This window comes from Pseudomonadota bacterium (genome assembly GCA_039033415.1).
GTDB lineage: Bacteria > Pseudomonadota > Gammaproteobacteria > Xanthomonadales > SZUA-38 > JANQOZ01.
In genome coordinates this window covers 22,608-36,113 of record JBCCCR010000023.1, presented here as the reverse complement: position 1 = coordinate 36,113, position 13,506 = coordinate 22,608, and the positions used below count along the sequence as shown (strand labels likewise).

General features: G+C 58.8%; 10 protein-coding genes. 6 read left to right on the top strand and 4 right to left on the bottom strand.

Going from position 1 to position 13,506, the window contains the following annotated elements:
* Window positions 1-12 precede the first annotated feature (12 nt).
* Window positions 13-2,010 carry an amidohydrolase family protein gene (locus tag AAF358_18120; protein ID MEM7707479.1) on the bottom strand — a complete coding sequence of 666 codons (1,998 nt, stop codon included), beginning with the start codon at window positions 2,008-2,010 and terminating at the stop codon, window positions 13-15.
* 263 nt (window positions 2,011-2,273) lie between these two features.
* Between AAF358_18120 and purU the strand changes: the two genes are divergently transcribed.
* On the top strand, window positions 2,274-3,122 hold the full coding sequence (purU, locus tag AAF358_18115) for a formyltetrahydrofolate deformylase (protein MEM7707478.1): 849 nt from the start codon (window positions 2,274-2,276) through the stop codon (window positions 3,120-3,122).
* Window positions 3,123-3,267: 145 nt separating this feature from the next.
* Here purU and AAF358_18110 read toward each other — a convergent pair whose 3' ends face one another.
* The 3 genes from AAF358_18110 to AAF358_18100 form a co-directional block, all read right to left on the bottom strand.
* Window positions 3,268-5,217 carry an integrin alpha gene (locus tag AAF358_18110; GenBank protein ID MEM7707477.1) on the bottom strand — a complete coding sequence of 650 codons (1,950 nt, stop codon included), beginning with the start codon at window positions 5,215-5,217 and terminating at the stop codon, window positions 3,268-3,270.
* Window positions 5,218-5,460: 243 nt separating this feature from the next.
* Complete coding sequence (locus tag AAF358_18105) at window positions 5,461-6,375, bottom strand: glutaminase (protein ID MEM7707476.1); 915 nt, start codon at window positions 6,373-6,375, stop codon at window positions 5,461-5,463.
* 9 nt (window positions 6,376-6,384) lie between these two features.
* Entirely contained in the window at window positions 6,385-7,311 is a 927-nt protein-coding gene (locus tag AAF358_18100) for a hypothetical protein (GenBank protein MEM7707475.1), read from the bottom strand.
* A 336-nt stretch (window positions 7,312-7,647) separates the two neighbouring features.
* On the opposite strand from AAF358_18100, the gene AAF358_18095 reads away from it, so the two are divergent.
* The 5 genes from AAF358_18095 (at window position 7,648) to AAF358_18075 (ending at window position 13,491) form a co-directional block, all read left to right on the top strand.
* Window positions 7,648-8,118: a Fur family transcriptional regulator gene (locus AAF358_18095; protein ID MEM7707474.1), complete on the top strand. Its 471-nt coding sequence runs from the start codon at window positions 7,648-7,650 to the stop codon at window positions 8,116-8,118.
* Window positions 8,119-8,512: 394 nt separating this feature from the next.
* Window positions 8,513-10,759, top strand: a complete 2,247-nt coding sequence (locus AAF358_18090; protein MEM7707473.1) for a TonB-dependent hemoglobin/transferrin/lactoferrin family receptor — start codon at window positions 8,513-8,515, stop codon at window positions 10,757-10,759.
* Window positions 10,759-11,613 (top strand): ABC transporter substrate-binding protein, encoded by an 855-nt coding sequence (locus AAF358_18085; GenBank protein MEM7707472.1) that lies wholly within the window; start codon window positions 10,759-10,761, stop codon window positions 11,611-11,613. Before AAF358_18090 ends, AAF358_18085 begins: the two co-directional genes overlap by 1 nt.
* The gene (locus AAF358_18080) at window positions 11,603-12,718 is read left to right on the top strand and encodes an iron ABC transporter permease (GenBank protein ID MEM7707471.1); all 1,116 of its coding nucleotides are present in this window, start codon (window positions 11,603-11,605) and stop codon (window positions 12,716-12,718) included. The genes AAF358_18085 and AAF358_18080 overlap by 11 nt, the downstream gene beginning before the upstream one ends.
* Window positions 12,715-13,491 (top strand): heme ABC transporter ATP-binding protein, encoded by a 777-nt coding sequence (locus AAF358_18075; GenBank protein ID MEM7707470.1) that lies wholly within the window; start codon window positions 12,715-12,717, stop codon window positions 13,489-13,491. The genes AAF358_18080 and AAF358_18075 overlap by 4 nt, the downstream gene beginning before the upstream one ends.
* Window positions 13,492-13,506 lie beyond the last annotated feature (15 nt).

The window sequence follows — 13,506 nt, the reverse complement described above, 5'->3', positions numbered from 1 at the left end:
GCTTTCCGTAGGTCAGCGGCCGGTTGAAGCAACCCGTATCGACATGGATTGGTAGAGCAGCGCTGGGTCCACCGCCTCGCCGGCTTTCATCACCCACGACACTTCACCAATTTCGCGGATGTCTTCATCCGGTCGGCCGTCCACCAAGATGAGGTCGGCGCGCTGGCCGACGGCGATTTGCCCCACCTCGTTCTCAACGCCCATGACCTGAGCGCTGCCGTAGGTTGCGAGCTTGATAATGTCGAGAGGCGCGATGCCCGCCTCCTGGTAATACTCAAGCTCGCGCTGCAGAACAAAACCTGCCATGGCGTCCGTGCCGGCAACCAGCGGTACTCCCGCGTCATGGAGGGCCTTAATAACGGTCAGCATCTGCTTTCCGGAAGACTTGTAGCGCTCTTGCCACCCCTCGGGTACCGGCAGTCCGCCTTTCAGGCTCCCGCGGTGGACCTGGGGTGGAAGCCTTCCCTCAGCGGTGCCGAGCGACGGCGCAAGCTGGCCGGGTACGTGGGCAAAAAGGTCCGTGAAAATTGCGACCGTCGGATCCACGACCGTGCCGTTCTCCAGCAGTAGCTCGACAAATTTCTGAAACGGTGCCGATTTTGGGTCGAGGTCTGCCCCGCGCTCAGCGACCTTGATGAATCGATCTGGATTTCTGGTCTCAACAATGTCCTTATAGAAATTCAGGAAGATCATGTTGATGTGCTGGATCTCGTCGTAGCCCGCACGTACCGCGTCTTCCGCCCACATGCCTGCCGGGACGTGGCCGGAGAAACGCATGCCGTGGCCGTGCGCCCGTTGCGCCATGCCCTCTACCAGGTCGATCGGGATTGAGCTGTAGATCTTGATCTGCGAGTAGCCGTGTTCAGCATAAAAGTCGATCCATTCAGCCGCCTGCTCCGCTGTCTGGATACGGGCCTTCGTCGGGCCAGCGAAGGGGCCTGTGCCGTCGATGAATCCTGCGCGGAACACGTGAGGGCCGGGAGCCTCACCCGAGTCCCACGACCTCTGGATCTGCATCACCTGGTCGTGGTCGTTGGCGAGATCGCGGACCGTTGTTACCCCCGCGGCGAGGTGCAGGGCCCCATCACCCGGGCTTAAGTGCGTGTGCATGTCCCAGAGACCCGGGAGCAGCGTCCGGCCGCCAGCATCAACCACCGTTGCGCCGGCTGGTCGATCGTCGCCAGGCTCGAGCAGCGCCGAAATACGCTCGTCGTCGATGGCGACAGCATTTGCGGTAAGAACCTTGCCGTTGACCACGTCGATAATCCGCGCGTTGTCGATGACCACAAGGCTGTCGAAAGGGGTAACCGCCGAGTCGCCGATGATGCGGTACCGAGCATCACGGCGCGCATCCTGGGCCGCCGCAAGCACTTCCATCACGTCGTCGCGGCCAGCCGGCACCATGCCAAACCAGCCGCTCACCACGGCGAAGATATTGTCACGCTCGTCCAGCCAGACGGGAAACGGCTCGAATCCCAGACCGCTCAGTTCGGCCAGCCGGACCCTCTCACCATCTTCGAACGTGTGGTCGCCGACAATTTCGAGCTTGGCCTCGCCCTGCGGCAGTAGCGGAATCGTACGATCGTCGTCGGCGAGCAGCGCGCGGATGAGTAGGGTGGTTTCGCCCGGCGGTCCGTCGAGCGAGGTATAAAAACCGGGGTCGGCGCTGCTGCCCGCATCGGCAGAGCTCTGCCAGGCCCAGACGCCGTCTTTGACGGAGACCTTTTCCTCGACCACCGATTTCATGTAGTCGACACCCGTGATGCGAACCTCAACCGGCAGGCCGGCCTCATTTACCCGGTATTCCGCCTTGATGTCCGGCCCGCGACCGCGATCGTTGAAGGAGAAGGTCATCGTGGCAAAGTCGGGCGCCACCTGCTCCATGACCATCTCGCCGGCGCGGTTGCCCACGAGCATGACGTCGTAACGACTGATATCTGTCGCGGTTGCGGTCGCCGCCGCGGCGAGGAGCGTGATCCCGGTCAGGTGGGGCGGTACGTGGTGAGCCATGGGCTGTTTTCTCCCTTCAGTACGTCGGAATCATAGCAGTCACGGTTTTCGAAGAGGCTCCCTAGCGCGGCTTCCAAAAAAGAACGGGTTTTGACCATGCCAATTCCCGCAAACCGGTCATTCTGACTCAGCCGAGATTTCGATAGGCTAGATGGTATAGCGGTCTTTCAATCCAAACCGACAGCAACCGTTGATCGTATGTTCGACTAGCGCAGGCCTGGTTCGGGGGCTACTCTGCTTTGTTTTCGCATTACGTGGCGACCATGTCGATTGAACTAATTCTCCTGATGAGATGCCCGGACCGGCCCGGTATTCTGACCCGGGCTTCCAGGGCGGTGAGTGAACGCGGCGGCGACATTCGTGACGCGGTGTCGTTCGGAGATGATGTGTCAAAAACGTTCTTTATCCGACTGCACGTTGTTGTTCCAAGCGATGAGGAAGTGGCCTCGCTCAGGGTTGAGCTGGACGCAATGGCCAGTGACATGGCGCTGGAATGGGAGCTCCACGATCTGTCATACCGCCCTCGCATTATCCTGGCGGTGTCCAAACCCGATCATTGCCTCCTCGATCTTCTGCACCGTTGGAAACGAGGAACGCTGCGGGTAGACATCCCGGCGGTCGTCTCTAACCACAATGACCATCGAGGCATCGTCGAATGGTATGGCATCCCGTACTTCCATTTTCCTGCAGACAAAAAGGACAAGCGTCGGCAGGAGACGAAGATTCTAGAGCTGGTCAACGAGCGGGAAATCGACCTGGTCGTGCTGGCGAGATACATGCAAATTCTTTCGCCCTGGCTTTGCGAACAGCTGGCAGGCCGCTGTATCAATATTCACCATTCGTTTCTGCCGAGTTTTAAAGGGGCGAAGCCGTATCACCAGGCCCACGACCGAGGGGTCAAGATCATTGGCGCCACCGCCCACTACGTCACGACGGATCTGGATGAAGGCCCCATCATCGAGCAGGACGTTCGCCGCGTTTCCCACGCGACGAGCGCGGCGCAGATGGTCACGATGGGCAGGGAAGTGGAGGCCAGCGTGCTCGCGCGAGCGATACACGCCCACGTCGAATACCGAGTCCAGATGAACGGCGTCAGAACGGTGGTGTTCTAACTTGCGCCAGTTTGTCCAGCAACGCCTCGCTACAGTGTTCGATACGTCGTGACGATCAACAGACAGCGTTCCGTCTTTTCACCAATCAGGACATCGAGCTACCGATCAAGCTTGGCTCGGTTACCGTTCTTGAGCCTCTGGTTTATCAGGGAGATTCACACGGTGTTTCGTTGCTTTCAAAACTGCTGACAAAAACGACGTTGTCCTGGACCCGCTCCCCGATAAAAAAGAAGCCGGTCTCGCTGACGATCGTAGAGATCGTATTGCTGAGCGGGTCCACGCAGGAAACCAGCGGCCGGAAGGGCGCAGCGCCATCAACCGAGTAGTAGAGCTGAAGCGAGTCTTCGTCGCCTGCGCTTATTTCGCTCTCGAGGTAGCGGAACTCCACCTGTGCTGATGTCCAGCCGGTGCGGTTGGTGGCAATCTCCCAGGATACGTCCGCGACGGCACCTGGAAAGTCACCGCTTCCGCGAGTGAGCGTGACAGTGACTAGAGAGACCGCTTCGCCGTCAGCGAAGTCGATCCAGGTTCGCGAGTCTGGATGGCTATCGTTGCTGCCGTCGCCGGTGACCCCAATGGCCAGCTGTGGCGCGTTGCCTGGACCAGCATACGCTCGATAAGTTGCGTCAGGTGGCGCAACCTGCGTGGAAAAAACCACGTAGCTCTCGCCGCGCGGCGAGTTGTCACCTGTCGCTCCCAAGATCAGATCAGCAAGGCCATCACCGTTAAAGTCACCCGCACCCGACACGCTGTAGCCTGTGTTATTGGATGGCGCGGCGCCGTCAATCTGAATTCCCGCATTCGCCAGGACGTTTAGGTCGACCGGAGTCGAGTCCGTTTTGCCGAAGACCACATAGCTCTCACCGGCATCTTCCCTGCTGTTGGGATCGCCGCCCCTGGCGCCCACTATCACATCAGCGAAGCCATCGCCGTTTACGTCACCGGCGCCGGAAACGGCAAATCCGGACTCGTCATCGGCATCAATCCCCTGGATAACATAGCCGTCTGAACCCAGCGCGCTCAGATCAATGGGACTATTGTCGGCTTTGCCAAAGACCACATAGCTTTCCCCAGCCGAGTTGTTTCCATTCGGATCTGCGTTAGGTGCGCCGATGATGAGGTCTGCCAGGCCATCCGCGTTGACATCTCCTGCGGCGGCAACGCTCCGCCCCGCCCCTTCGTCAGCCGCCGCGCCTGAAATGAGAAAGCCGCGAGAGCCGAGGTCGCCGACTTCTACGGCAAGGCTATCGGTTTTGCCAAAGATCACATAGCTCTCACCAGATAAGCCGGCTCCGTCCGCGCCTACAACGATGTCTGTCAGCCCGTCGCCATTGACATCGCCAGCACCGGAAACGCTGATGCCTGCTCGATCACTTGCATCGCTGCCATCAATCCGAAAGCCGCCGGCGCCCAACACCCCTAGATCGATAGCCGTAGAGTCGCTCCTCCCAAAAACGACGTAGGCTGCCCCATTAAAAAGGACGCCGTTCAAACTCGCTCTGTACGCGCCAATGATGAGGTCAGCTAACCCGTCCCCATTCACGTCGCCCGCCCCTGAGACGCTGTTTCCCGAACGCTCGTTGCCAGTTCCGCTGATGCGGATGCCATCGGTGCTGAGCGCACCAAGGTCCACCGGCGTATCGGTCGCTTTACCGAACACAAGATAGGTTTCGCCCGGCGCAGCTGGGGTTAGATTAAGGGTTCCAACCGCTAGATCCGCCAGGCCGTCACCGTTGAAATCGCCGACACCCGATACGCTAAACCCTGAGCGCTCGGCGGCCTCCCGACCATCAATGCGGAAGCCTGCGCCGTCGATAGTGCCGAGATCAATCGCTTCGTTGCTCGCTTTCCCGAATACGACATAAGACTCACCGACTCCACTAGGACCTTCCCCGTACAGGCCGACGATGACGTCGCTTAACCCATCCCCGTTGACGTCGCCTGCCCCGGAAACGCTGATCCCAAGTCCGAGGTTATCATCACTGATGATCTGAACCCCGTTCGTAAACATCTCGAGATCGATATTTTGCGCCGTTGAGGCAGCTGGAGTTCCCAGCGCCGAAGCGATAGCGAGAAAGGTAACTGTGCGATTCATAAACCGGACTTGTTCGATTTGCTACTTAGGTGAAGCGCAATCCCCGCAGAAATGAGGTCAACAATGAAATCCTGGTCAAGCCGACAGCTGAGCCAGGTCAGCCCCTGCGGTCACCGGGTTATGGAGTTTGCGGGCGCGGTGGGTCCATCGGATGAGAAAGTTCGCACTTCAGTCTTGGGGGCGGCTTGCGGTGGGTGCTGCCCGAGAGCCAGGTCGGTGTGGCCGGACTTATACGAGGAGTGGCTAAAAAATGGAAAGCCTTGTTGCGGAGGTAAAGCGCTCCAGCGCCGCCATTCCGAGCAGTGAGTTGCCTTTTGAATTCAGGCCCGGCGACCACGCAGCCAGCACAAACTGATCGGGAAGCAGGGTAATGATTCCGCCCCCGACACCGCTCTTTCCTGGCAGACCAACCTCAAAGGCGAATTCGCCGGCTTCATCATAAAAGCCGCAGGTGAGCATTAGGGCATTGATCCGTTTGGCCTGGCTGCCGGTGATATGGGCTTTGTTGGAAAGGCACCTTCCCTGATTGCTGAACAGGTGAAATGCCTTGCTCAACTGTGCGCAGCTCATTTCGATCGCGCACTGATGGAAGTAGAAATCCAGCACCTCGTCAACATTGTTCTCCAGGTTGCCGAAGGACTTCAGCAAGTTGGCTGCCGCGAAGTTGCGAAAACCTGTTGCTCTCTCTGATCGCGCCACGTCGATGTTGTAGTCGATCTCATCGTCACCGGCCAGTTCTCGAACAAACGCGAGAAACTCTGCCTTGGGGTTTTCCAGCAGGGATACCAGAATGTCGGAGATAACGATGGCGCCGGCGTTGATCAGCGGATTTCGCGGAATACCGTTTTCCTGTTCGAGCAAAGACAGGTAATTGAAGGGATTTCCAGAGGGTTCTACATCCACGCGGTCCCACGGATCGACTCCCTCGATCGACAGGGCCTTCGCTAGGGCCAGTACCTTCGAAATACTCTGTATGGAGAAGGGAACATCGTGTTGGCCAACGCCATACTCTGAGCCGTCCGAAGTCCTCAGATGCAATCCAAACTGGTCGACGTCAATTTTCGCCAGCTCGGGAATATAGGAGGCGACAACGCCTCGGTCAGTGGCTTTGGCAGCTTCAAGGTAAAGGGCTTCGAGTATTGACTGGTATTCGGGCATCTTAGTTTCTTATTGCTGTTCGGTTTCTGATAGATCAGACCCCAGAGCAACCAGAGTGCCGTTGTTGATTTGGTATCGGATCGAAATCGGAACTGTCGGGCAGCACATCGGGTCGTCTCGGTGATGACGGAGTCCCTTTAGGATTGCGGTGCGGTTCGTAATCTCCAGCTCCTCAAAACGTTGACGACCTCCCGCTACCTGAACCGGTCCAATTCTGTAGACTCCGCTGAACGCTACAAGGTACTGCCAGTGGTTCTTATCGCCATGGTGGCCATTTAGGTACGAGTAAAGCGCGACGGTGTAGGTTGCTTCGCCGGACATGACGCCATCAACCAAATCATGAATCACTACCTCTCCGGCGTGTGGTCGTAAATTTCGAATCCGCGACGCCCAAAAAGGCTTTCGCTCTTTGCCCTCAAGCGAGGTTTGCAGACTTATTGGTTCAACTTTTGAGAGAATACGTAGCTCCCGAAAAATGGCCTGGTAGTGTTCGGGCACTTCGTCCGGGGTCATCGGCACTGAGGTAGAACCAGTGCAGAAGCTGACGGAGTGACCAGGATATAGATATAGAAGGTAGTAGACGCCGGGCACCAGAAGCAGACTGTGTGACGCGAATGCATGGGAAATCTCCCCACGTTCGCCAAGATTCCCTTTGAAACTCTCCACCAATTCGAACTGCGCTCGCAAATCGAATTCTTTGATGTGTTCCTCGAACCAAACGCCGGTGATTCTCACAAGAGCAACATCTTGCACAGCCGCGTACGCTTCGGCTGTCGTTTCGGGTCTCGCGCCGCACGACCAAGCAGTCGCGTGGATCAGCGCGCACGCAGCGAAGAATGTGGCATCGAAAATTCTCATGCGAACAACGGAGCGAGTGTTCGTATGACCGTATTTGGCAGATGACACGCGTTCTGAATTGTCATACGGATACTGCAAGAAACTGTCTCTAACTCTCAATTGTTCGACCGCGTAATCGCTTTTAAGTTGATAGGGATATTTTCGTTGAATCCTTGGGCCACAACCAAGTGCCAGCTCGGTCTCCTTTAGGTGCGCTTGACCGGAGCTGGCACTTAGTCCTGGCCCCAAGAATTCCGAGCACGCGGGCAATCTCAATCGGATATGGGACGCGAGTTCGTTAGCAAGAATGTGTCGTTTTCCAAATTTTTTCGCACGCAGGGGGTGATTCAGGGCGGTCTAAAGCGTCTATATAGGTAGGAGCCTAATCAATCTGGCGCACGGTTTCTCAGGATAGCGCCATGGAGACGTTGTTACGTGGTAGAAACGCGATTGGTAGAGCAGCTACGGGAAGCTGGGCTGAAATGGACGCCGCAGCGCGAGCTGGTTTGCGATGTTCTGGATCGGGCGGAAGATCATCCAAATGCCCCCGAAATCCACTTGATGATCAACGAGCGCTCCGAAAAGTCTGTCGCGCTCAGCACGGTCTACCGTATTTTGGCCGAATTCGAAAAGAAAGGACTTGTGCAGCGCCGAGAGTTTGGCAGCCAGCGGGCGCGCTACGAAAAATGCGGCGGGGCGAGGCATGATCACCTGATCGATACGGAATCTGGCAAAGTCATTGGCTTTGAAAACCCCGCAATTGAGGCCCAAGTAAAGCACATCGCCGAGAAGGCGGGCTTTGAGCTGGTCGATTACGCGCTAAACCTCTATGTCGTTCCTCGCGGAAAGCGATCGCGGAGAACAGGTCGGCCCGTACGTCAGCGGCGTTCATCAACATTGCGGTAACCCTGTGAAGGCGAGATCGCCTTGGTCCTGACCCCAAGAACTCTAAATTAGTTGTCCTACGACCTGACCTAAGCCAACAACGGGCTCAACCTCTAAGCAACAGGCCGCCGTGTCTTGCGGCGAAACCTCTGAAAAAATACCGCTGGATCGTCACCGCGCTCCCATTGTCTATTCCGCAGACGTGCCACCTGCAACTCGGTGTCGCGTATGCGCAGTTTCCGCGCTGATCTCGAGGGGTTCCCCGGCTTAGTTTCGACCGAGTTGCAGGGTCTCTATCTCCCGACTGGGCGGTGAGGTGCTGCGCGCACTTTCGACAAATACCTAGTTCCATTCGAGAATAGATAAGATTATTATTGCAAATCGTTTCGATTTACGTTTGCACTCGAGGTATGTCGTGAAACCTGCATTTTCCCTGACCCTGGCTGCAGCCATAGCTGTAGCAATCCCCCTTGCGCATGCGCAAGACGACTCCGAAGAAAGTAACGACGAAGGACGCGCCGCTAAGCTGGAGACCGTTACTGTCGTTGGTACCCGGACCGAAAAGGCGATCAGTGAGGTCGCCGCGACCGTGACCGTCAAGACAGCCGAGGATATCGATCGCGAGATCGCTCGCGACATCGCCGATTTGGTTCGCTTCGAACCTGGCGTATCCGTCGGCGGCACCGGCAGCCGTTTCGGCCTCGGTGGTTTCAACATCCGGGGCATCGGCGGCAATCGCGTGCTCACAGTTGTCGACGGTATTCGGGTGCCCGAAGAGTTCTCATTCGGCCCGTTCCTGAGCGCCAGGAGAGATTTCGTCGATCTGGAGTCGCTCGATAGGGCGGAGATTGCCCGTGGACCGACGTCCTCTCTATATGGCAGCGACGCGCTCGGCGGCGTCGTGGCACTCACGACTCGCCAGCCGCAGGACTACCTGCGCGATGGAGATCCGTTTTACACCGGACTCAAGCTCGGCTACTCGAGCGCTGATGAGAGTACGGTTGGAACGGTGACCTTCGCCGGCGGTAATGAGCAGCTTGCCGGCCTGCTGACTTATACCCGCCGCGATTTCTCTGAAACCGAAACGAATGGGTCGGTCGGGGGAACGGGCCCAACTCGCGAGTTTGCCGACCCGCAGTCGATCGAATCGGACAACATTCTGGCCCGCGTGACCTACGCACCCAGCGAAGCGCACCAGTTTTCGGTGAGCGTCGATTACTTCACAAACGATGCAGATACGCAGGTGCTGTCCGACTACGGTTTGGTGAGCAGGGGCACGGTGACTCAAACCCGGGATGCCGTCGATACTCGAGAGCGCACACGCACCTCGGTCTCCTACCGCTTTCAGGGCGATCTTCCCTTCGCCAATCGCATTCAGGCCACCGCCTATGTGCAGGATTCCGAGACCGTTCAGGTTACGAGTGAAGACCGACTGAGCCCAACGTTTGGCCCCAACTTCCGTAACCGCACCTCCCGCTACGAGCAGGAAATCTCCGGTGCATTCGCCCAGTTCGACAAGGGTTTGAACCTGTTTGGCGCTGAACACCTGATCAGCTACGGCTTTGACTGGTTTCAAACCGACAACGCCAGCCGCCGAGATGGTTTTACCCAGACCGTCGACGGGATCCCGCTGCCGGAATTCACCGCATTTCCAACGCGGGATTTTCCGCTGACCGAAGTTGAGCAGACTGCGTTCTACCTTCAGGACGAGATCCTGTTTCTTGACGGTCGTCTGGCCATCTCTCCGGGCCTGCGCTACGACGACTTCGACGCAAACGCCACCGCTGACGAAATCTACCTCGCAGGTAACCCCGGGTCGCCGCTGCCGGAGGATTACGAGGATTCGGAGGTGACCGCTAAGCTGGGCGTGGTGTACGAGCTGACCAACTACCTGTCGCTCTACGGGCGCTATAGCGAAGGCTTCCGCGCACCGCCCTATGACGACGTCAACGTTGGCTTCACCAACTTCATCGGCGGCTACAAAACGATTGCTAATCCGAATCTTGAGTCTGAGCGCAGCGATGGCTTCGAGATTGGCATCGGCGGCACAGGCGACCGCAGCACCTGGCGGCTAACCGCCTTCCGGAACGACTATGAGAACTTTATTGAGTCGTTTGCCATTGCGCCTCAGTTCCTGGCGACCGGTGGGATTGACCCGGCCGACGGCTTGCTCACCTTCCAGTCCATTAACCGGGGTGCGGTTGAAATTAAGGGCGCCGAGTTCCGCGGCGACTGGCTACTTGGGGGTTACTCCGACGCGCTCGAGAACTTCCGCGTCCGCGCTTCCATCGCCTATGCTGACGGTGAAGATGATGCGTCCGGCAGCCCGTTGAACACGGTTGAGCCGCTGACGGGCGTTTTCGGCTTCGCCTACGATGCGCCGAGCCAGCGCTGGGGCGCCGAGTTGCTTTGGACGCTGGTTGACGCGAAGGACCCCGACGATATCGATGGCGACCGTCTTGCCACTGACGGGTACGGTATTGTCGATCTGATCGGGTACTACCAGTTCACGCCAAAGATTTCGCTTAACGCCGGCTTGTTCAATATCGGTGATCGTGAGTACATCCGCTGGATCGACACCGCTGGTATCGGCGCTGACGCGCCAGGTCGCTTTACGCAGCCCGGTTTCAACGCTGGTGCCACGCTGAGAATCGATCTGTAATGGTTGCTCGAATTCTGTTGCTGGCGGCGCTGCTGCCGGCAGCTGCGTGGAGTTGTGAACGTGCGGGAGACAGCTCCCGCATTGCGGTCGCTGGCGGGTCCATCACGGAGATCGTCTATTTGCTGGGTGCGCAGGACCGGCTGGCTGCCGTGGACACCACGTCAAACTACCCGCCGGAGGCTACCGAGCTGCCGTCGATCGGCTACGTCCGTGCCCTGTCTGCTGAGGGGATGCTGTCGCTGAATCCAACGCTGATCCTGGGCGAGGACGATATGGGCCCGCCCGAGGTTCTGGATCAGATCAGGTCCACCAACGTTGAAATCATGCGCCTGGAAGAGGTTCACACCGGTCAGGGCATCATCGACAAGGTTCGCTGCGTCGGTCAGGTTCTGGATCTCCAGGAGCGCGCTGATCAGCTGATCGCTGGCGAGCTTGAGCCCGCGCTTGAGGAGCTCAGGGCACTAGAGCGAGGCACGGTCAAGGCGGCCGTACTGCTGAACCTGCGCGACGGTACGCCGACAGCTGCCGGCGCTGAAACCTCCGGCAACGGCCTTCTGGCGATGGCTGGGGCAACCAACGTGTTCGGATCGGTAGATGGCTGGAAACCCATGTCGCTGGAAGCGATGGTCAAAGCAAACCCTGATGTCATCGTGATGCCGGAGCGTGGCGTTCAGGCGGCTGGCGGTGTTGACGGCATCGTGGCAAACCCGGCGGTACGGCTGACGACGGCAGGCCGAAACCGGCAGATCGTTGCACTGGACGGTATGACGATGCTGGGCTTCGGTCCACGCACGCTGGGGGCGGCCGCTCAGCTCGCCGAGGCCTTCAAAGACGCTTCGCCGAATGCCCAATGAAGGAAGCGACCTGCCTTCCAGCAGCGGCGCTGGGAGTCTCGATCGTCCGGTAGCGACCGGGTCAGCCCAGACCATATCGCCGCCGACAAACCGCAGGCTCAGCCCCGCCGACCGGCAGCGGCTGGTGACTGTTGGTCTGGTCGCGGGGCTCAGTGTGTCGGTGCTGACCGCAATCGTCTCCGGGGCCATCCCCATATCTTTAAACGGCCTGCTCGGGGACTCCGCCGAAGCCGAGCTGCAAAAAACGGTATTGTTCGATATTCGCGGTCCGCGCATTGTTTTGGCAGCGTTCGTCGGGGCGGCACTCGCCCTGGCCGGTGCTGTACTGCAGGGGCTGTTTCGCAACCCGCTCGCGGACCCGGGATTGATCGGCGTGTCGGGTGGTGCTGCGATCGGCGCCATCTGTTATATCGTCCTGGGCGCGGGCATCGCGACGCCCGCGTGGCTAGCGCCGTTTCTCATGCCGCTGGCAGCGATTACCGGCGCCGGCTGTGCCACGGGTTTTCTGTATCTGTTTGCTAAGCGATTTGGCCACTTCAGCGTCGTCACGATGCTGCTGGTTGGTATCGTGATCAATGCACTGTCCACCGTTGGCATTGGCGCCTTCCAATATATGAGCGACGAACGCCAGCTGCGAGCACTGGTGTTTTGGACCCTGGGCTCGTTTGGCCGAGCTACCTGGACAACCGTCATCCCCGCACTCATTCCCATTGTGGCGGCTGCTTTTTTGCTGCTACGGCAAAGTCGTCGTCTCGACCAGTTTCAGCTCGGGGAAGCCGAGGCGGAGTTTGTTGGCGTCAACGTCGAGAGGCTCAAGAAAACGGCGATCCTGGGCAGTGCTGCCGTAGTCGGTGCAGGAGTTGCGCTGTCGGGTATTATCAGCTTCGTGGGCCTCATCGTGCCGCACTTGATCCGCCTGATGGGCGGCGCATCGCACCGCTTTGTGCTCCCGTGCGCCGCGCTGCTCGGCGCAACCCTCATGGTGGTTGCCGACACGCTGGCGCGCACGCTGGCCATCCCAGCTGAAATTCCGGTGGGCCTTGTGACCAGCGCCATTGGTGCACCGTTCTTCTTATGGCTGATTACTCGAGTGCGGGCTCGATGAGTCTGCGGTGCGAAAACGCCAGCGTGACTATTGGCAGCGCGTCGATCTTGAGGGACGTCAGTCTCTCGTGCGAGCGAGGCGTCTTTACGGCACTCATCGGGCCCAATGGCGCGGGCAAGAGCACCCTGCTGAAGGCGCTTGCCGGTCAGCTTCACCTGACAGCAGGGAGCGTGTTTCTCGACGAAAGTCCGCTTGGAACCATAGACAAGCAGCAGCTCGCCCGGCGTCGAGCGGTGATGACGCAAAACGCAACCATTGTGTTTGATTTCCGCGTTGAGGAAGTACTCGCGCTGGGCGTGGTGGGCAGCACAATGTCAGATGCACAGTTCCGCGAGGCGACCGCTCAGCTCTGTGTCGACTGTGACATCGAGCATCTGCTCACCCGCTCCTACAACACGCTGTCGGGTGGGGAGCAGCAGCGCGTTCAGTTCGCCCGGGCGCTGCTCCAGCTGCAGGACACTGCGACCGATGGTCAGGATCAGTATTTGCTCCTGGACGAGCCTACCTCCAGCCTCGATCTGTCGCATGAGCTGACGCTGCTCAAGCGAGCGGCTGAGGCCGCGGCGGGTGGCATCGGCGTGCTTGCTGTAATGCATGACCTCAACCTCGCGGCTCGGTTCGCCCAGCGCATTGCGATCCTGCAGCATGGCGAGCTGGCTGCCTTCGGTTCCCCGTCAGAGGTCTTGCAAGATGAACTTCTGTCCGCTGTTTACTCAACGCCGGTGCAGGTCGAGCAGCACGCTGGCCTGCAGCGCTTGGTTATTCACACCTGATAAGAGATGAGATTG